Source organism: Glycocaulis sp. (assembly GCF_050485565.1).
In the GTDB taxonomy this organism is placed as follows: domain Bacteria; phylum Pseudomonadota; class Alphaproteobacteria; order Caulobacterales; family Maricaulaceae; genus Glycocaulis.
Map to the genome: position 1 here is coordinate 251,639 of NZ_JBJHBQ010000002.1, position 19,327 is coordinate 270,965.

Annotated in this window: 17 protein-coding genes; 13 read left to right on the forward strand and 4 right to left on the reverse strand. The window is 64.3% G+C overall.

Annotated features, from left to right (window positions below):
• The first annotated feature begins 25 nt into the window (after nt 1-25).
• From ACQ5ID_RS03400 to ACQ5ID_RS03420, 5 genes are all read left to right on the forward strand, one after another.
• Nucleotides 26-961, forward strand: a complete 936-nt coding sequence (locus ACQ5ID_RS03400) for a LysM peptidoglycan-binding domain-containing protein (RefSeq protein WP_429911069.1) — start codon at nt 26-28, stop codon at nt 959-961.
• Between the two features lie 94 nt (nt 962-1,055).
• Nucleotides 1,056-1,439, forward strand: coding sequence for a preprotein translocase subunit YajC (gene yajC, locus ACQ5ID_RS03405; RefSeq protein ID WP_429911070.1), 384 nt, complete (start codon nt 1,056-1,058; stop codon nt 1,437-1,439).
• Nucleotides 1,440-1,474: 35 nt separating this feature from the next.
• Entirely contained in the window at nt 1,475-3,106 is a 1,632-nt protein-coding gene (secD, locus tag ACQ5ID_RS03410; RefSeq protein WP_429911071.1) for a protein translocase subunit SecD, read from the forward strand.
• 15 nt (nt 3,107-3,121) lie between these two features.
• Entirely contained in the window at nt 3,122-4,096 is a 975-nt protein-coding gene (gene secF / locus ACQ5ID_RS03415; RefSeq protein WP_429911072.1) for a protein translocase subunit SecF, read from the forward strand.
• An 84-nt stretch (nt 4,097-4,180) separates the two neighbouring features.
• Nucleotides 4,181-4,789, forward strand: coding sequence for a urate hydroxylase PuuD (locus ACQ5ID_RS03420; protein ID WP_429911073.1), 609 nt, complete (start codon nt 4,181-4,183; stop codon nt 4,787-4,789).
• Between the two features lie 55 nt (nt 4,790-4,844).
• On the opposite strand, the gene ACQ5ID_RS03425 is transcribed toward ACQ5ID_RS03420, so the two are convergent.
• Nucleotides 4,845-6,158: a serine hydrolase domain-containing protein gene (locus ACQ5ID_RS03425; RefSeq protein WP_429911074.1), complete on the reverse strand. Its 1,314-nt coding sequence runs from the start codon at nt 6,156-6,158 to the stop codon at nt 4,845-4,847.
• A gap of 121 nt (nt 6,159-6,279) precedes the next feature.
• Here ACQ5ID_RS03425 and ACQ5ID_RS03430 point away from each other — a divergent pair, with 121 nt between their 5' ends.
• A complete protein-coding gene (locus ACQ5ID_RS03430) occupies nt 6,280-7,131 on the forward strand; it encodes a squalene/phytoene synthase family protein (RefSeq protein WP_429911075.1) in 852 nt (283 codons plus the stop codon).
• A 110-nt stretch (nt 7,132-7,241) separates the two neighbouring features.
• Nucleotides 7,242-8,441, forward strand: a complete 1,200-nt coding sequence (locus tag ACQ5ID_RS03435; RefSeq protein ID WP_429911076.1) for an energy transducer TonB — start codon at nt 7,242-7,244, stop codon at nt 8,439-8,441.
• A gap of 12 nt (nt 8,442-8,453) precedes the next feature.
• Here the strand turns inward: ACQ5ID_RS03435 and trmFO are convergent, their stop codons facing one another.
• On the reverse strand, nt 8,454-9,851 hold the full coding sequence (gene trmFO, locus ACQ5ID_RS03440) for a methylenetetrahydrofolate--tRNA-(uracil(54)-C(5))-methyltransferase (FADH(2)-oxidizing) TrmFO (RefSeq protein WP_429911077.1): 1,398 nt from the start codon (nt 9,849-9,851) through the stop codon (nt 8,454-8,456).
• Between the two features lie 111 nt (nt 9,852-9,962).
• On the opposite strand from trmFO, the gene ACQ5ID_RS03445 reads away from it, so the two are divergent.
• From ACQ5ID_RS03445 to ACQ5ID_RS03455, 3 genes are all read left to right on the forward strand, one after another.
• Entirely contained in the window at nt 9,963-10,799 is an 837-nt protein-coding gene (locus tag ACQ5ID_RS03445; protein WP_429911078.1) for a hypothetical protein, read from the forward strand.
• 77 nt (nt 10,800-10,876) lie between these two features.
• On the forward strand, nt 10,877-11,917 hold the full coding sequence (locus tag ACQ5ID_RS03450; protein ID WP_429911079.1) for a hypothetical protein: 1,041 nt from the start codon (nt 10,877-10,879) through the stop codon (nt 11,915-11,917).
• Between the two features lie 5 nt (nt 11,918-11,922).
• Nucleotides 11,923-12,930: a CPBP family intramembrane glutamic endopeptidase gene (locus ACQ5ID_RS03455; RefSeq protein WP_429911080.1), complete on the forward strand. Its 1,008-nt coding sequence runs from the start codon at nt 11,923-11,925 to the stop codon at nt 12,928-12,930.
• A 187-nt stretch (nt 12,931-13,117) separates the two neighbouring features.
• Here the strand turns inward: ACQ5ID_RS03455 and uvrA are convergent, their stop codons facing one another.
• Nucleotides 13,118-16,009, reverse strand: coding sequence for an excinuclease ABC subunit UvrA (uvrA, locus tag ACQ5ID_RS03460; RefSeq protein WP_429911081.1), 2,892 nt, complete (start codon nt 16,007-16,009; stop codon nt 13,118-13,120).
• Between the two features lie 256 nt (nt 16,010-16,265).
• On the opposite strand from uvrA, the gene ssb reads away from it, so the two are divergent.
• From ssb to ACQ5ID_RS03475, 3 genes are all read left to right on the forward strand, one after another.
• Nucleotides 16,266-16,733, forward strand: coding sequence for a single-stranded DNA-binding protein (gene ssb, locus ACQ5ID_RS03465; RefSeq protein ID WP_429911082.1), 468 nt, complete (start codon nt 16,266-16,268; stop codon nt 16,731-16,733).
• A 40-nt stretch (nt 16,734-16,773) separates the two neighbouring features.
• Nucleotides 16,774-17,559, forward strand: a complete 786-nt coding sequence (locus tag ACQ5ID_RS03470) for a penicillin-binding transpeptidase domain-containing protein (protein ID WP_429911083.1) — start codon at nt 16,774-16,776, stop codon at nt 17,557-17,559.
• An 88-nt stretch (nt 17,560-17,647) separates the two neighbouring features.
• Nucleotides 17,648-18,019, forward strand: a complete 372-nt coding sequence (locus ACQ5ID_RS03475) for a TM2 domain-containing protein (RefSeq protein WP_429911084.1) — start codon at nt 17,648-17,650, stop codon at nt 18,017-18,019.
• On the opposite strand, the gene ACQ5ID_RS03480 is transcribed toward ACQ5ID_RS03475, so the two are convergent.
• The gene (locus ACQ5ID_RS03480) at nt 18,016-19,059 is read right to left on the reverse strand and encodes a Kelch repeat-containing protein (protein ID WP_429911085.1); all 1,044 of its coding nucleotides are present in this window, start codon (nt 19,057-19,059) and stop codon (nt 18,016-18,018) included. The two genes, ACQ5ID_RS03475 and ACQ5ID_RS03480, sit on opposite strands and share 4 nt — an antisense overlap.
• Between the last annotated feature and the right edge of the window lie 268 nt (nt 19,060-19,327).

The window sequence follows — 19,327 nt, forward strand, 5'->3', positions numbered from 1 at the left end:
TCGGTGCGGGCAGGAATGGCGGCCGATGATAACGCAGACGTTTCGATGGACGGCTCTGGCGGTGCTTTGCGTAGCGCTTGGCGCGTGCGCATCGCGTCCTGAGCCTATTCGCGATTCGTCCTCCGTCTCGCGCAGCGCCGCGCAGCAAGCCCCCAGCTGCGGACCTCGCCATACCGTCCGGCGCGGCGACACGCTCAGCGGTATCGCCGAGCGTTGCGGCGTGCGCTGGCTCGATCTGGCTGCCGAGAACAATCTTTCCGCCCCCTATACCTTGCGTGAAGGCCAGGTGCTGGTCATGCCCGGCGGGGCGCGCACCTATACGGTCCGGCGCGGCGATAATCTTTACCGCATCGCGGTCAGCCATGGCATGACCCAGCAGGAGCTGGCCTCGATCAACGGCATTCCTGCGCCCTATACGATCTATCCCGGACAGGAATTGCAGCTGACCGGTGCCGCCCGTCCGGTGCAGACAGCTGCGGCCACCCCTGCGCCTCAGCCAAGCCAACGCCCGGCACAAACACCGCCGCCCACTAGTCAGCCCGCCCAGCAACCGGCACCTCAGCCTTCACAGCCTGTTGCGGGCGCGCCGGAATTTCGCTGGCCGCATGGCGGTCAGGTGGTTGCCAATTTCGGCTCCCAGCCGGGCGGCCGGCGCAATGACGGCATCAAGATAGCGGCCAATGTCGGCGAGCCGGTGCGCGCGGCGGCGGCTGGCGAAGTGGTCTATGCGGGCAATGAATTGCAGGGCTATGGCGAGCTTGTCCTTCTGCGCCATGGCGACTGGGTAACGGCCTATGCCCACAATTCGGTCCTGCGTGTCTCGGTGGGGCAGCAGGTGGAAGCGGGTACGGTGATTGCCGAAGCAGGCTCAACCGGATCAGCCAACCGCGTGCAGGTGCATTTCGAGATCAGGCGCGGTGTGACGCCGGTCGATCCGCTGCAATACCTGCCCCGCCGCTGATAACTGAGCACAACAAGCGGATGCGAGTTGCGCCTGCGGTGCGTGTGGATATAGTCCCGCGCAAATCCCCCCTTGCATCCAAGGATACAACACCATGCCTGCATTTCTCGATTCTGTGACGCTTGCGGCTGCCGGTGGCGGCGGCGGAATGGGTGCGCTGCTGATCCAGCTCTTCCCGTTCATTCTGATTTTCATCGTCTTCTATTTCCTGCTGATCCGTCCCCAGCAGCAGCGCGTCAAGAAACACCGCGAAATGGTCGAGGCACTGCGCCGCGGCGATGAGGTTGTCACCGCAGGCGGTCTGATCGGCAAGGTCACGCGCGTGGCCGATGGCGAGCTGACCGTCGAGCTGGCGCAGGGCGTGCGCGTGAAAGTGGTGCGCCACACGATTTCCGAAGTGCGTGCACGTACCGAGCCGTCGCGCTCGCGCCGTGACGACGATGATGCCGATGACAGCGATGAGGACGCGCGCAGCTAGCGCTCAGCGCCGCTGCGCCCTATCTGCAATCCGCCATGCTTTATTTTGCCCGCTGGAAGATAGCCCTCATCCTTGGAACCATCCTGATCGGGGTGCTGTTCCTGATGCCCAATTTCGTGCCGGAGAGCACGCGTTACGGCCCGGATGACCGTCCGCAAGGCGTGTGGACGGTTCTGCCCAGCGACACGCTCAATCTGGGGCTGGACTTGCGTGGCGGCTCGCACCTGGTCTTCCAGGTGGATATGGACGAGGTGCGCTCCGAGCGCCTGATCCGGCTGGCCGATGATGTGCGCACGGTGCTGCGCAACCCGCCGCCCATACTGACGGCGGCCCCTGCGGTGGTTGAGGACCGCGTGGTGGTGCGCCTGTCACGCCCGGAAGACATGGAGGCGGCCCTGCGCCGCCTGCGCAGCATCAACGAGCCGATATCAAATTCCTTCGGGCAGGCAAGTCTCGATCAGACCCTGTCAATCGAGGCAGACCGCGACGGGCGCACGATCCGCGTCGGCATTACCGAAGCGGCCTTCGCCGAAATCCAGCGCCGCACCGTGACCCAGTCGGTCGAGGTTATCCGCCGGCGTATTGACGGCACCGGCACGACCGAGCCGACAATTGTGCGCCAGGGCGATGACCGGGTTCTGGTGCAGGTGCCCGGCGAAAGCGACCCGCAGCGCATTATCGACATTGTCGGCACCACCGCGCGCATGACCTTCCACATGGTCGAGGCCAATGTAGACCCCGGTTTCGACGGGCAGGGGCGTACACCGCCCGGCGTCATCATCATGCCGACCGAGGAGCCCAGTGAGCCGTTCCTGGCCGTTCAACGCCGCGCCCTGGTGACGGGCGAGCAGCTTGTGCGCGCCAGCCAGGGGTTCAACGAGGCGGGCCAGCCTTCGGTGAACTTCACCTTCAACACGTCCGGCGCGCGCGCATTTGGTGATGCGACGGCCGCCAATGTCGGGCGGCGCTTTGCCATCGTGCTGGATGATGTGATTATTTCCGCGCCGCGCATCCGTTCACCCATTATGGGCGGGTCGGGCATGATTGATGGCGGTTTCACGGTTCAGTCCGCCAACGATCTTGCCAACATGCTCAATGCCGGTGCGCTGCCTGCGCGCCTGACGCCGGTCGAGCAGCGTTCGGTCAGTGCCGGTCTGGGACAGGATTCCATTGATCGCGGCCAGACTGCGATCATTATCGGTTTCAGTCTCGTCATCGTTTTCATGCTGCTGGCCTATGGTTTCTTCGGCATCGCGTCCACGCTCGCGCTGATCGTCAATATCTGCCTGCTCATGGGCGGTCTGTCCGGTCTGCAGGCAACGCTGACCCTGCCGGGCATTGCCGGTATCGTGCTGACGATCGGCATGGCGGTGGACGCCAATGTGCTGATCTATGAACGCATCCGCGAGGAATACCGATCAGGCCGGACGGTGACCAACGCCATCGAGAACGGCTATCAGCACGCGCTGTCGGCCATTCTGGACGCTAACGTGACGACTTTCATCGCGGCCGCCGTGCTCTACATGATGGGCGCAGGCCCGGTGCGCGGCTTTGCCGTGACGCTGGGCATCGGCATCCTCACATCGGTCTTTACCGCCTTTGTGTTCTCGCGGCTTCTTCTGGCGGGCTGGCTGCGTTTCGCCAAGCCCAAAGCCCTGCCGATGTAGGCGGGAGAGAAAACCATGAATCTTTCCAGTTTTGCCCTTGTGCGCTTTCTGCCGGTGGAGACGAAGTTCGGCTTCATCCGCATGCGGGTGGGCGCCTTCATCCTCTCGCTGTTCATGGTGCTGGGGTCGGTGACGGCCTTCTTCACCATGGGGCTCAATCTCGGCATCGATTTCCGGGGCGGCACGGCGATTGAAATCAGCACGCAAGGCCCGGCCGATATCGCGCTGATACGTGAAGCGGTCTCGGCGGCGGTACCCGGCGATGTTCAGGTTCAGGGCTTTGGCACCGAGGAAGACGTGCTGATCCGCGTCGGCGAGATCGACCCTGAAGTCATCAATGCGCTGGAAGGTTTTGATGCGCTGGATGCGGCGCAGGCCCAGCAGGCCGTGCAGCAGCTGGTTCGCGCGGCTCTGGTAGAGGCGGTACCCGATGTCAGCTTCGAGCGCATGGAGGTCATCAGCCCTCAGGTGTCGGACGAGCTGCGTATAGCTGGCGCGACGGCGGTGCTCGTCTCGCTCTTCCTGATGCTCGTCTATATCTGGCTGCGCTTTGAGTGGCAGTACTCGGTCGGCGCGGTGCTGGCGCTGGCCCATGACGTCATCATCACCATCGGCTTCTTCTCCGTTACCCAGCTCCAGTTCAACCTGCCCACGATTGCGGCCATTCTCACCATTGTCGGCTACTCGATGAACGACACCGTGGTCATTTATGACCGCATCCGGGAGATGTTCCGCAAATACAAATCCCTGCCGACGCCGGAGGTTCTCGACCTTGCCATCAACGCAACCCTGTCGCGTACGATCCTGACGTCAGGCACCACGCTTGTTGCCCTTATTGCCATGGCGGCGATAGGCGGCCCGGCGCTGGAAGGCTTTGCCCTGGCCCTGATCTGGGGGGTGGCGATCGGTACCTATTCGTCGATCTTCGTGGCGGCCCCGCTGCTCACCATTACCGGTGTCCGGCGCGATTCCGGCGAGCGCGACGACTAGCTTTCGCCCCGGTGATGGCCAGCATGCGGCATTGTGCCGTATGCTCTCCTTGCGACTCAATTTCGAGCCAAGGGGGCTGACATCATGGCTGCTATTCTTACCAATCTTCGTCTGACCGTCGGCATCTCCGCCGCGCTGGCGCTGGCGTTCCTGCTTGTTTACGCGCTGCTCTTTGCCAATCTGGGGCTGGACAGCCAGATTTTCTGGTCGGCCACGCTGCGCTGGACCCATGTGGTAGTCGGCATCATGTGGATCGGCCTGCTTTACTATTTCAACTTCGTCCAGATACCGACCATGCCGTCCATTCCGGACGAGCAGAAGCCGGCGATCTCCAAGCATATCGCGCCGCAGGCCCTGTTCTGGTTCCGCTGGGCGGCGGCCTTCACCGTGCTGACCGGCCTCGTCCTGGCCGTGGTCAATAATTACTGGCTGGAGACGCTGTCCTTCGGTCTGCTCGGCGCGGCGACGGCGGGCCATGTCTTCCTGGGCATCGGCATGTGGCTGGCGCTGGTGATGGCGTTCAATGTCTGGTTCGTGATCTGGCCGAACCAGAAAATCGCGCTGGGGATTGTCGAGGCAGAGGCCGACGCCAAGCCCAAGGCCGCGCGCACCGCCATGCTGTTCTCGCGCACCAATACGCTGCTCTCGCTGCCGATGCTGGTGGCGATGGCGGGGTATCAGACGCTCGGCTGAGCCGGACTATCCAGCAGAAGAAAAAAAGCCCCCGGTTGTTGCCGGGGGCTTTTGTCTATTCGCCGATCACGGCTTGTATGTGCTGGCGGAAGATGGCTCGCGCCCCTTCGCGCGGGGTGGTAGCCGATGACGGATCCTGCTGGGCGAGGATCAGCGCGACCACGCCGGTGGAGGGGCTGACGAAGAAGTCGGTGTCGAAATACCCGCCCCAGCCAAAATCGGCCGGGTAGCCGCTGGCAGCCGAGCCATGGCCCTCATAGATAACGCCCAGCGAGTAGCCAAAACCCATATTGCCGGCGTTCATATTCGCGGGCATGCGGTCTGCGCCAACATGCACTCGGCTCATGGCCGCCACGCTGTCGGCTGACAGGATGCGCGTCCCGTCCAGATCACCGCCATTGGCCAGCGCCTGGGCAAAGCGGAAGAAGTCGTTGGCCGTCGAGAACAGACCCGCGCCGCCAGCGGCAACATTGGCGCCAAAGGCGAAATCAAGGCTGGCCGGGACCGGCTGGATCGCGCCGTTCTCGTCATGGGTGTAGAGCGTCGCGATCTGCTCGCGGCGTTCCTCGCCGGGGAAGAAGGTGGTGTTGTCCATGCCGAGCGGCTGGAAGATGCGCGCCTGCATGTAGCTTTCCAGATCCTGACCCGAAACCACTTCGACAACCCGGCCCAGAATGTCGTTGGACCAGCTATAGTACCAGCGTTCGCCCGGCTGGAAGTAGAGGGGCAGGCCGGCCAGATGGTCGATCCGCTCCTCAAGCGTCATCTCGCGGTCTTCATAGACATTGCGGGTGAGATAGAGCCGGCCCAGATCGGTCTCGTAGTCGAAGACATAGCCAATGCCGGAGGTGTGGGTGAGCAGGTCCTCGATGGTGATGGCGCGTTCGGCGGGAACTGTCTCGATCTCGCCTTCACCGTTCGCGCTGACAGAGACGGCCACGCGCGTATCGGCAAAGGCCGGGATGATGTCTGCCAGCGGCTGGTCCAGGCTCAGCGCGCCATCCTCGGCCAGCTGCATGATGGCAGCGGCGGTGACCGGCTTGGTCATGGAGGCGATGCGCACCATCGTGTCGGCCGTCATCGGCCGCGCGCTCTCGATATCGGCAAAGCCCGTTTCGGAGATGTGTTGCACCACGCCGTCGCGCGCGATCAGGGCGACATAGCCGGAACGCGCCTGCGCGGCGGCAAAGGTTTCCAGCGTCGCGTCCAGGGTGGCCAGTCCAGCGCCGTTGAGCGTGCGGGCGGCGGGTACGGTTTCGCTTACCGCTTCTGCTGTGCTGACCGCAGGCTGGGAGCAGGCGGCAAGGCTGGCAGCCAGCAGGGCAGCACCAAGCAGGGACGATAACAGAGGCCAGCGCGGGTCGGACATGGGGGAGATCTCCGGAAAATTTGTCGGGCGCAAAAACTCACCCGGACGGGTCTACATTTGCAAGCCAAAAGACTAAATGTGCGTGCGATTGCCACCCGCTTCCTGCATGAAAGCCCCTAGCGTGTCCGCTGACAGCTTGATCGACACCGTCCGCCGCGACGATCCCGACCGGTATCTGGCCGCCCTGTTCGCGCCGGAGACAGTACGCGCGCGGCTGTGGGCGCTTTATGCGTTCAATGCGGAGATCGCGCGTATCCCGGCCAGCGTCACCGAGCCGGTTATCGGCGAGATGCGCCTCGCCTGGGCGCGCGATGCGGTGTCGGACCTCTATGCCAGTCCGCCAAGGGTGCGCCGCCACCCTGTCTATGAGGCGCTGGCGGCCCTGCGCGGGCAAAGCGGCGGGCCTGTTCAGGATGATCTGGCGGTGATGATCGAGGCGCGCAACGCCGATCTGGGCGAGGGGGCCTTCCCCGACGCCGCCGAGCGTGAGGCGTATGTCGACCGCACATCGGGGCTGGTAATGCGGCTGGCTGCGGGGATTTGCGCGCCGGACTGGCAGGCGGGCGAAGAGGGCCACGCAGCCCTGATCGCGGCAGGGCGTCTATGGGGGTATGCGGGCCTGCTTCGCCAGTTTACGCGCCTGTGCGCGGCAGGCCGCCCGCCCATTACCGGACAGGAACTTGCGGTCAGCGGAGCCAGTCTTGAAGTGCTGCGCCGGGGCCTGCAGCCTGATAAGGCTCTTCTGGCTCGCGGCGGGCTTGTGGACGCCGCGCGCGGCGCGGCAGCTGTGCTGGACGCATCACGCAAGAGCCTGCCAGCAGAGATATTTCCGGCGATTGGCTATGTCAGGCTGGCGCGCCCGGTTCTGAAGGCGGCCGCACGGCAGACCAACCCGTATGCACCAGCGGCGCAGACGCCGCTGATCTTGCGCCAGCTGCGTCTTCTGGGTGCGTCGCTCACGGGCAGGGTCTGAGCGCCAGCGGGCTTTTCGCGCCCGTTGCCGGCAGGCGGGCCAGTTCTGTCTTGACGTTGACAGTTCTTTTCAGCTCAACTGGACGCTGATTTGAAAAGGTGGGGGTTCGCTTGAAAAATCTGTGGTTTATCTGTGCCGCTCTGCTCGGCGCAATGGGCATTTTTGTGTCGGCCGCCTGGCCGCAGGATTTGCCGGAATCGGTGACGCAACCGTTTGTCGCGTACACGCAGGCCCTCGAAGCGGGTGATCTGGAAGCGGCACTTGAAGCGGCCGGTGCTGCGAGGTCAGCTGGCGAGTCCGCCCGGATTGACCCGTTCACGCTGGCCGTGCTCACCGATAATCATGCCGAGTTGCTGGCGGCGCTGGGCCAGCACAGGGATGCGGCGCGTGCCTATGCCGCGTCAGCGGAGCTGCTGGACGGGCTTAATGAGGATTGGCTGACCCGGGCGCAGACATGGCGTCTGGCGGCGTCGTCGGCATTAGATGGGCGGCTGACGCGCGATGCTGTCACCTATATTGCGAATGCACGCGACAGGATAGGCCGCGCCGACCTTACCGATAGCAGTGTTGGGGAAGAGGCAAGTCAGATTATCCTGACGGAAGTCACCGAACGCGCGCGCGCCGGCCGGCATGTGCCGGCGGGACTGATTGCTCGTGAGGGGCTGGAGTCGGACTTGCTGGCGGCTGCGCCGCCATCGGCAACCATGGGCATGCTGGCCTTTCATGCCGGAGTGGCGGAGTTTCTGCAGGCCGAACGGAGTCGGCCACGCACAGGGTCGCGCGTGCAGCCGCACATGTCCTCTGACAGCCGCGCCGCATTCTGGCTGTCTGCGGCCCATTACTTCCTCGCATCTGCCGGCATGGAAGGAGAAACGGTCGATGCCATGGAGCTGTGGACCGAGTATCTGCGCAATAAGCTCTCGAGCGGTGAACTCATCGATCTGGACCGGCAGCTGTCGCAGGCCGGTTACCTTCTGCCCCCTGAGGCTCGTGAGCGCCGCCTTGCGCGCCAGCGCCTGGAATGCGGAGACAATTGCGTAGAGGCGGAATTGCTGGAAGGCGGACATCCACGCTATCCAATCCGCGCCGGACTTGCCGGTGCTGAAGGTTTTGCGGTGGTCCGCTTTGACATCAATCCCGAAGGCGGGACCGATAATATCCGGGTGCTGTACTCCCTGCCTTACTCCGATTTCGGTGTAGAGGCGGTCAGGATGGTCGAAAGGTGGCGGTATTCGCCGCGAACCATTGATGGCGAGCCGGTCTGGTGCCGGGGCTTCGTTACCCAGTTCAGCTTCTCGATACGAGGGTGAGCGGGTTGCGTGTCAGGCCGCTTCGGGCTGGCTGATCCACGCATCGCAATCGGCCAGCGCACGCGCCGTCATCAGCCGCTTCTTGGCCTGGGCCTTGGCGGCGCCGCGCAGACGCTCACCATTGGGGCCCTTTGACGGTCCGGTCATATCCGGGAACAGGCCGAAATTGACATTCATCGGCTGGAACGCGCCCTTGCGGCCCGGCACATGGCCGGTCGTGATGTGCATAAGCAGCGCGCCAAGCGCCGTTGTAGGCGGAGGCGGGCTGACCGGCATGCCGAGGCGCTCTGCGGCGGCAAACCGGCCCGCGAGCAGCCCCATGGCCGCGCTTTCCACATAGCCCTCAACGCCGGTGATCTGGCCTGCAAAGCGAAGTGCGGGCCGCGCTTTCAGGCGCATCACCGGATCCAGCAGCTTTGGCGAGTTGAGGAACGTATTGCGGTGGATGCCGCCGAGCCTCGCGAACTGCGCGTTCTCCAGCCCCGGTATCATGCGGAAAATGTCGGTCTGCGCGCCGTATTTCAGCTTGGTCTGGAAGCCGACCATGTTGAAGAGCGTGCCGTGGGCATTGTCCTGGCGCAGCTGGACGACAGCGTAGGGCTTCTCGCCCGGCTTGTGAGCATTGGTCAGGCCGCGCGGCTTCATCGGTCCGTGGCGCAGCGTTTCGATCCCGCGCTCGGCCATCACTTCGATGGGCAGGCAGGCTTCGAAATAGGGCGTGTCCTTCTCCCAGTCGCGGAACACCGTCTTGTCACCGGCCAGCAGCGCTTCGACGAAGGCGTGATACTGCTCGCGGTCCATCGGGCAGTTGATATAGGCGGCGCGGTCTTCCTCTGTCTCGCCCTTGTCATAGCGTGACTGCTTCCACGCCACGTCCATATCGATGCTGTCGGCGAAGATGATCGGCGCGATGGCGTCAAAGAAGGCCAGCTCACCTTCACCCGTCAGCCCGTGCACCGCCTCTGCCAGCGCAGGCGAGGTGAGGGGGCCGGTTGCCACGATCACATTGTCCCAGTCTTCCGGCGGCAGCCCGGCGATCTCCTCGCGGCGTATCTCGATATTCGGGTGCGCTTCCAGCTTCGCCGTGACGGCGCGGGAAAACGCCTCGCGGTCGACGGCCAGCGCGCCGCCCGCAGGCACCTGATTTGCATCACCCATTGCCATGATGAGCGAGTTCGCCCGGCGCATTTCCTCGTGTAAGAGGCCGACTGCGTTGGTCTCATGGTCGTCAGAGCGGAAGGAGTTGGAGCAGACCAGCTCAGCAAGCCCGTCTGTCTGGTGGGCTTCAGTGCGGCGCACCGGGCGCATCTCGTGCAGGATCACGCGCGCGCCAGATTCTGCCGCCTGCCAGGCCGCTTCGGAACCGGCCATGCCGCCGCCAATGATGTGTATGGGTTGGGTCTGTGTCATGGCGCCCATATAGCGCCGCACGGGAAAAGGCTCAAACCGGCAGGGCAGGGCCTGCCCCTGCGTCACCCTGATCCTTGGCAGAGCGGGCAGAGCGGGCTAAGTCCCGCTGCCATGACACTCATCCATGCCGATGCCCTGAAAGACGGGCTTGCCCTTATCGTCCGCCATCCCCGCGCCGTGCTGGCGGCCAGCGCCCTGTGCGCGGGCGTGGCCGCGCTTGAAGCGCTGGTCTTCTCGCTCACTGGAGAGGCCGGGCCGGGCCTGATTGGGGTCACGCTGCTCTTCATTCTGGGCTTTCATGCCTGGGTGATTGCCGCCGTGCTGGTCACGCGCCCGGCGCTGGATCTGGAAGCAGGAGATATCAAGGCGCGTGCGCGCGACGTGTCGCGGCTGGTGCTGGTGGCGGGCCTGACGGTGATACTTGTGCTGACCGTGCTGGGGACGGCCTTTGTCATGCTGGCCTTCATGCTGGGCGCGCTGGCGATACTGGGCGCGGAGCGCACCGGCCTGACCGAGCCGCCCGAAGGTTTTGTGAACATATTCAGCCTGTTCAACACAGCCGAATGGCTGATCGCGGCGGCGCTGATCGCGGTGTTCGGGGCGTTCGCGCTCTGGTTCATCTCGCGTCTTCTGCCCGGTATTCCGGCCACGCTGGCGCGCGGCAAGGTGCAGCTTCTGGCGGCCTGGCCGATCCTGCAGGGGCGCGGGCTTGGCGGCTTCATCACCGGCACGCTGGCCGTGCTGCCGGGCATCGCGCTCTTGGCCGCGTTTGCCTTCCTCGTGGAGGGCGCAACCGGCTACAACCCGGCGCAGGGCGTACGCGCCGACACGCTCAATCTGGCCGTCATAGCGCTGTTGCGCGCGGTGCTGGTGGGCGGTTCGGTGGCGTTCGTGCTGACGCCGCTGATGGGGCTGCATGCCCGCCTCTACATGAAATTTGCGTCATAAACGCCTGATAGACGGTGGCGCGCTCACGGGCGCGTGATACGTTCCGGCCATATCGGCACTGGGCAGGGACAATCACCATGACCACCACCACAGACGCGAAGTATGATTTCACCAGCGCGGCCTTCTGGTTTTTCAAATGCGTTGGCCGCAATCCGGGCGGCGCGTTTACGATTGCGCTGTGGCAGATCATCGCCTATGGGGTGATTGTCGGGGTTCTGCTGGTGTTTGGCCTGCCTGCCATCCAGTCCATTCTCGAAATGGCCGCGACGACGGACGATCCCGATCCGAGCGATGTGTTCGCCGCCGCGGGTACGCTGCTGGCCCTCTCGCCGGTGATCGTGATCGCCTCGCTTGTTGTCGCGCTGATGGCGCAAGCCGCGTGGCTGCGCCTGATGACGCGCAACGAGGTGGCGGGCGGCATACCCTTCCGCCTGGGCGCAGACGAGGGCCGCCTGCTGCTGGTCAATCTTTGCCTCGTGGCGTTGGTGATCGCGGGCTATGTCGCGGGTGCGCTGTTCTTCGGGCTGATTGTTGTCACCACAATGGGCATCAATGCCGCAGCTGATGGCGCGCTATGGGCGGCGCTGCTCAACGGGCTGATCTGGTTCATCGCGGTGGTCGGCTTCGTAGTGGCAGCGATCATTATCTGCGTGCGTTTTGCCGCTGGTCCAGCCCTCACCGTGCGCCAGAAGGGCTTTCGCCTGTTCCACTCCTTTGCCGCCACGAAGCGCATAGTGGGCTGGCTGGTGCTGACCTATTTTGTGCTGATCCTTATCGCGATTGGCGGCTCGATGGTCCTGACGATGGTCCAGCAGATTGCGGTGATGGGCGGCATGATGGGAGCGATGTCGCCGTTCTGGGCTGATCTGATGAGCGGTGTGGATCCCGACCCCGAACAGGTCCGGGCCATGATTACCAGCATCCTCACCAGCCCGGCGGCCATTATCGCCCTGTGTGTGATGATCTTCGCGCAGCTGGTGTTCCAGATCGCTTTTGAAGGATTGTGGCACGGCGTCGGCGCCTATGCGGCCGTGCGCCATGATGGCGGCGATGGTCCGGTCGAGACCGACCTCGCCGCACCGGCCGAGTCGGTTGGCAACGCGCCGTCAGAGGGCTGATACGCATGACGGAGCAGGCGCTCATTCCGCCGAGCTGGCAGGCGCTCTACGCGCCGTGGGCACCCGCATCGCGGCGCTCTTACGGCTGGGCGACGCCGTTTATCCTGATCCTCACCTACGCCATTTCCGCCATCCCCCTGGTGATTCTTATGGCGGTGGCCGCTGCCGGTGCGCCGGGCGGGCTGGAGGCCGTAACCGAACAGGGCGAGGCGGCGGTTTCCGGCGATGTGCTGCTGCCCGGCATTCTCATGCAGTTCGCTCTGTGGGCGGCGCTCATCATCGTATGGGCGAAGGCGTTTGAACGGCGCAGTTTCGCGTCCATGGGCTTCACCGCTAATCGCTGGCTGGCGCGCTATCTGCGCGGTCTTGCCATCGGTGTGGGCCTTGTCGTGCTGCTGGGCGGGGTGATGGCCGCGCTCACCGCAATTGCGCCCGGCGCGGTGCCGGAGGAGATGCGCGACATGACCGGACCCGATGATGCCGACTGGGCGGTGCTGGCGGGCGGAGCCTTTATCGGGTTTGCCCTGTTTGCGATTATCACCTTCCTCATTCAGGGCGGGGCGGAGGAGGTCATCTTCCGCGGCTGGCTGATGAGCACGCTGACCGCGCGCTGGGGCGCGGTGGCGGCCATTATCGGCTCCAGCGTGATCTTTGGTGCCTTCCATCTGCATGTGATGGTGTCCGGCGTCGCCTATGGCCTGATGGCCGTGTTCGGGATTGCCGCGACGGGGCTGTTCTTCGCGCTCTACGCCTATGCCGAGCGCGGCGTGTGGGGCGCGGCTGCCGCCCACGGCACGTTCAACGCGGCGGCGACGCTGATGCCGCTGGCGATGATGCAGGTGAGCGAGCCGGACCGCACACCGGGCGATCTCTTCGCCGAGGTGCTGGAGCGGGCGACCGGCATGGCGGGCGTGGAAGCCACGGAGGTCGGCCCGCATCTTCTGGTCCAGCCGGCCGTGTTCCTCATCCTCAGCCTGATCGTGTTCCTGCGCTTGCGGGCGAGGAAGGCGTAGGGGCCTCCGTTTGAGGGGCTTTTCCCTCGTCCTTCGAGACGTTCGCTTCGCTCACCCTCAGGATGAGGGAAAAGCGCATCTAAAGCCCTCATCCTGAGGGGCCGTCAGGCCGTCTCGAAGGACGAGGGCTTTATCCTGCACCTGGTCCCGGCTCTGCGCTACGCTTGGCCGGGAGTTCAAAAGCCCTTTAACCCGCTTTCTTCAGCGCTTTCTGGCGGGCCATGTCGCGCTCCAGCACGGGCTTGAGATAGCGCCCGGTCCAGCTCGCCTCCACACCTGCCACGTGTTCGGGCGTGCCGGCAGCGACGATCTCGCCGCCGCCATCGCCGCCTTCGGGGCCGAGATCAATGATCCAGTCAGCGGTCTTGATGACATCGAGATTATGCTCGATCACGATCACCGAATTGCCCTGTTCGACCAGCTCATGGAGCACTTCGAGCAGCTTTTTCACGTCCTCGAAATGAAGCCCCGTGGTCGGCTCATCGAGAATGTAGAGCGTGCGGCCCGTGGCGCGCTTGGAGAGCTCCTTGGAGAGCTTCACCCGCTGCGCCTCGCCGCCCGATAGCTGGGTGGCGGGCTGGCCGACCTTCACATAGCCAAGGCCGACGCGTTTGAGGGTTTCCATCTTGTCGCGCACTGACGGCACGGCCTGGAAGAAGTCGGCGGCCTCCTCCACCGTCATGTCGAGCACCTGGGCGATGGATTTGCCCTTGAAGGTGACTTCCAGCGTCTCGCGGTTGAAGCGCGCGCCATGGCACACATCGCAGGTGACATAGACATCGGGCAGGAAGTGCATCTCGATCTTCACCACGCCATCGCCCTGACACGCCTCGCAGCGCCCGCCTTTGACGTTGAAGGAGAAGCGGCCCGGCTTGTAGCCGCGCGTCTTGGATTCCGGCAGGCCGGCAAACCAGTCGCGGATCGGCGTGAACGCGCCGGTATAGGTGGCCGGGTTGGAGCGCGGCGTGCGGCCAATGGGGGACTGGTCGATATCGATAATCTTGTCGAGGAATTCCAGCCCCTCCACCGTCTCGTGCGGGGCAGGGACCGCGCTTGCGCCATTGAGCTTGCGCGCCGCCGCCTTGTAGAGCGTTTCCAGCGTCAGGGTGGACTTGCCACCGCCCGACACGCCGGTGACGCAGGTGAACACGCCCAGCGGAAACTCTGCCGTCACGTCTTTGAGGTTATTGCCGCTCGCGCCTGTCACTTTCAGCACGCGTTTCTTATCGATCTTGCGCCGCTTCTCCGGCACCTCGATCATGCGCGCGCCGGAGAGATATTGCCCGGTCAGGCTTTTCGGATTGGCGCGGATATCTTCCGGCTTGCCCTGTGCCACCACCTCGCCGCCATGCACACCGGCAGCGGGGCCGAGATCGACCACATAATCGGCCGTCTCGATGGCTTCCTCGTCATGCTCCACCACGATCACGGTATTGCCGAGATCGCGCAGACCCCGCAGGCTCTCCAGCAGGCGCGTATTGTCGCGCTGGTGCAGGCCGATGGACGGTTCATCCAGCACGTAGAGCACGCCGGTCAGGCCCGACCCGATCTGGCTGGCGAGGCGGATGCGCTGGCTCTCCCCGCCAGACAGCGTGCCGGAGGCACGGCTGAGCGTGAGATAGTCCAGCCCCACATCGACCAGGAATCGCAGACGGTCGCGTATCTCTTTCAGGATACGCCGGGCGATCTCCTGTTCCTTGTCGGTCAGGCGCTCTTCGATATTGGAAAACCACTCCAGCGCCTCGCGGATGGAGTGTTCACCGGCCTGCGAGATGTCATAGCCGCCGATTTTCACCGCCAGCGCTTCGGGCTTCAGCCGCTTGCCGTGGCAGGTTTCGCACGGCTGGTTGGACTGGAAGCGGCCCAGCTCCTCGCGCACCCAGGCCGAGTCCGTCTCGCGCCAGCGCCGTTCGAGGTTGGGGATCACCCCTTCAAACGTCTTGGTGGTGGAGAATTGGCGCAGGCCATCCTCGTAGGTGAACTTGATCTTGTCGGCGGTGCCGTAGAGCACGGTGCGCTGGAATTTCTCCGGCAGGGTGCGCCAGGGCTTGTGCATGTTGGCACCATAATGGTCGGCCAGCGCCTGCAGGGTCTGCTGGTAGAGCTTGGAGGTGCCACGGCTCCACGGCGCAACCGCGCCCTCATACAGGCTCTTTTCCCGGTCCGGGACGATCATCGCCTCGTCAAATTTCAGGCTGACGCCGAGGCCATCACAGGCCGGACACGCCCCGAACGGATTGTTGAAGGAGAAGAGGCGCGGCTCGATCTCCTCAATCGTGAAGCCGGTCTCCGGGCAGGCGAATTTTTCGGAGAAGATGAGGCGCTGGGGCGCGTCCTTCCCCTCGGCAGGCGCATCAGCAAATTCGGCCATGGCCAGGCCATCGGCCAGGCGCAGGGCGGTTTCCAGACTGTCGGCAAGGCGCTGCTCCAGCCCCTCGCGGATTGCCACCCGGTCCACCACCACGTCGATATCGTGCTTGAACTTCTTGTCGAGCTCAGGGGCTTCTTCGAGCGTGTAATAGGTGCCGTCCACCTTCACCCGCTGGAAGCCCTGCTTCATCAGCTCGGCAAATTCCTTGCGGTACTCACCCTTGCGGCCGCGCACGATAGGCGCCAGCAGGTAAAGCCGCGTGCCGTCCTCCAGAGCCATCAGCCGGTCGACCATCTGGGAGACGGTCTGCGAGGTGATGGGCAGGCCCGTGGCAGGCGAATAGGGGATGCCGACCCGCGCCCAGAGCAGGCGCATATAGTCATAGATCTCGGTGACCGTGCCGACCGTGGAGCGCGGGTTTTTCGAGGTCGTTTTCTGCTCGATGGAGATCGCTGGCGAGAGCCCTTCAATGGAGTCCACATCCGGCTTGCTCATCAGCTCCAGAAACTGGCGGGCGTAAGCGGAAAGGCTCTCCACATAGCGGCGTTGACCCTCGGCATAGATGGTGTCGAACGCCAGCGAGGACTTGCCCGACCCGGACAGGCCGGTGAACACGATCAGCTCGTCGCGCGGCAGATCGACCGACACGTCCTTGAGATTATGCTCGCGCGCGCCGCGCACCGAAATGTGTTTCAAAGGGTCGGCCATGAGGGCGGAAAATCCATAAATCTGCAAAGGGCCAGCGGGCGCACTGGCCGGAGGTTAAATAGGCCGCAAGGCAGCCCCGCGCTACCTCGCGTGCGTCGCCATTACACCTCGCGGTGCGATTGCGTTCACCGGGCGCATGGACACCCCGGCAGTGATGGAGTGATATGCGCTCGAAAATTCACTTGGCGACTCGCCCGTTGACGGGCGGAACAATATGTGAACATTTTAAAGAAAAGCGCAAGCACGGGGTTCGGATATGGCAGGCAGTGTCAACAAGGTCATCATTATCGGCAATCTGGGCGCGGACCCGGAAGTGAAGGCGATGCCGTCCGGCGACCGGATGGCGAAATTTCCCGTCGCGACGTCGGAGACCTGGCGCGACCGTCAGTCGGGCGAACGCCGCGAGAAAACCGAATGGCACAACGTCGTCATCTTCAACGAGAACCTCGCCAAGGTGGCGGAGAATTATCTCAAGAAGGGGGCCAAGGTTTACATTGAAGGCTCGCTGCAGACCCGCAAATGGCAGGACCAGAACGGGCAGGACCGTTACTCCACCGAAATCGTTCTGCAGAAATACCGTGGCGAGCTGACCATGCTGGACAGCAAGGGCGAGGGCGGCGGCGGCAATTATGGCCGCTCCGATGATCGTTCCTCCAGCGGCGGCAATGACCGCCCGCGCGAAAGCTTCGCCTCCGACACGCTGGACGACGACATCCCGTTCTAGAACATTTACCCCATCCGGGGTGGGGGCGCTGGAGGCTTGCGTGAAGAGACATCTTGGCCTGCTGGCCGCCATGTTGATGCTGCTGGCTCCGGCGCAGGCGCAGGAGCTGGACCATCTGCTGGATGAGGCTGGCGTAACCGGTACGATCCTCATCCAGCGTGTGTCGGACGGCCGAGAATGGACGGGCGGCGCGGACCGGGCCGATGCGCGCTTCATTCCCGCCTCCACGTTCAAGATTCCCAACAGCCTGATCCTGCTGCAATCGGGCGCTGTCTCTGGCGTGGATGACGCGCTTGTCTGGGACGGGACGCAGCACGCCTTCGCCGTCTGGAACCAGGACCAGACTTTCGCCGATGCCTTCCAGCGCTCGACCGTCTGGGCCTATCAGCACTGGACGCGCCAGCTCGGCCATGAGGCCATGAGCAGGCAGATTGCCGCGCTGGACTATGGCAATGGCGATATCGGCGAGGCGGGCCTTGTGGATCGCTTCTGGCTGGACGGGCCGCTGGCGATCAACGCGCGTGAGCAGGTGGGCTTTCTCGCCCGTCTGCAGGCCCGCACCCTGCCGTTTGATACAGGCACCATGGACACCGTCATCGCCATGATGGAGCAGGGCTCCGGTGACGGGTGGACCTTGCGCGGCAAGACCGGCTGGCGCTTTGGCGGCGAGCCGGACATTGGCTGGTATGTGGGCTGGCTGGAGTTTGAGGGCGAGTCCTGGCTGTTCGCGCTCAATATCGACATGCCCGATCCGGCCAGCCAGGTGCGCCTGCGCGCTGGAATCGTCGAGGCGGCCTTGGGTGAGGTCAGCGGCTGGACGCGCTAGTAGCGGCCCGGCAACGCGCCGGAGGCGGGTTTACATGCGGCCCGCACGCGCTTCATGGTGTCGTCTTCAACGGTTGAGCGGGGATAATATGAACAATCAGAGCTATACTGCCGAACTCCTGACCATTGTCGGGTCTTTGCCCGAAGCCAGCCGGCCCAGCTTCATCACCGCGTTTCAGTCCGGGGCGAAAAACCCCGTCCTTCTCTTCGGTTTCAATATCTGGCTGGGCGGGCTGGGGATTGACCGCTTTCTGGTCGGCGACATCGTGGCGGGCGTGCTGAAGCTCATCACGCTGGGCGGTTTTGGCTTCTGGATTCTGATCGATTGCTTCCTGATCGGCAGCCGGGCGCGGCAGAAGAATATCGAGAATGCGCGCCAGCTGCGCGATTCCTTCTCGCAACGTGCCAGCGCGCCGGCCCCGGCGCCCGCATCCTCCGAACCCCCGCCAGCGGCGTCCTAGGGCCTGAACACCTCCACTGCGGCGCTGGTATCGACCGCGCCGCGCTGGGCGGCACCGCCAATGGTGTAGATCGCGCCGTCCAGCGCGTGCGCGCCGAGCCCGTGGCGCGGGGTGGGCATGCGGGTGACCGCTTCCCAGCTGTCAGTGTCCGCGCGCCAGGCCCACACCTCTTCATAGACGCCGCCATCATCCTCAAACCATTCCCCGCCAAACACGTAGAGCGTGTCACCGACGCTGGCGGCGGCCAGCCCGCCAGAGCCGCGCGGGCCGCGTGAGGGCTGGGGCAGGGGCGCGGCAGAAGTCCAGCTATTGCTGGCCGGATCATACACCTCATGGGCAGGCGTATTGCCGCCTGTCGTGGTGCGTCCGCCAACCACGTGGATCAGCCCGTTCATCACGGCGGCGGCGGCAGAATTGCGCGCGGTCGGGGCAGCGGGAAGCGTGGTCCATTCGCCGGTTTCCGGATCCAGCACGAGATGGGCGTTGACGTCAGACTGGTGGGCCCAGGTGGAATTCTGCGAGCCGGAGGGCCGCCGCCCGGTGATGACATGGATGCGTCCGTTCAGCGCCACGGCCACATTCTCCGCCCACGGCCCCGGCAGGTCCGGTCCGCGCTGCCATTCCTCATCAACGCCCGGACGCAGCGTGTAGACGCGGCTGATCATTGACCACACACCGTCATTCTCCGTGGTGAAGCCGCCCATGGCGTAAAGCGTGCCGTCAAGGCCGACGCATTGCGGGTGGTGATTGGGCGCAGGCAGGCGCGGCAGATCGCGCCAGCTGTCATCGACGCCGGGGGTAAGCGCCAGCACTCGGTCTGAAATGTCCAGCGGACGCTCCGAAATGCCGGTGGCAAAGCCGCCTATCACATAGAGCGTGCCGTCCAGCAAAGCGGGATAAATCTCCTGCACTGGGAAGGGCAGGTCCGGCGCGCTGCTCCAGCGGGTGTCGTCATCGCGGCGCGCGAAGCCCGCGCCCGATGCCATCAGGCCCGTTCCGGCGGCCAGTCCAAGCGTTGCAGCCCTGCGTGTGAGTTTCATGGCGTCAGCCTCCCTTTGCGTTTTCAGCAGGCTAGCATCGGGGATGGGAAGGGGCCAGAAGGACCCGGCACCGGTCACGCTATCGTCATTCCGGGTGCACGTTGCCCTTTAGGCGCACAGTCTCTCAACCGGCTTCCCGGGCTTGCCTGTCCCCGTGAAAACGGGGAACCCGGGATCCATCTGTCCAGCTCTCGAGACAGTCCATGGGTCCCCCGTCGGGGCGGGGGCTTACAGGCCGCAAAGCGGCCTGAAAAGCGCGGACGCACGC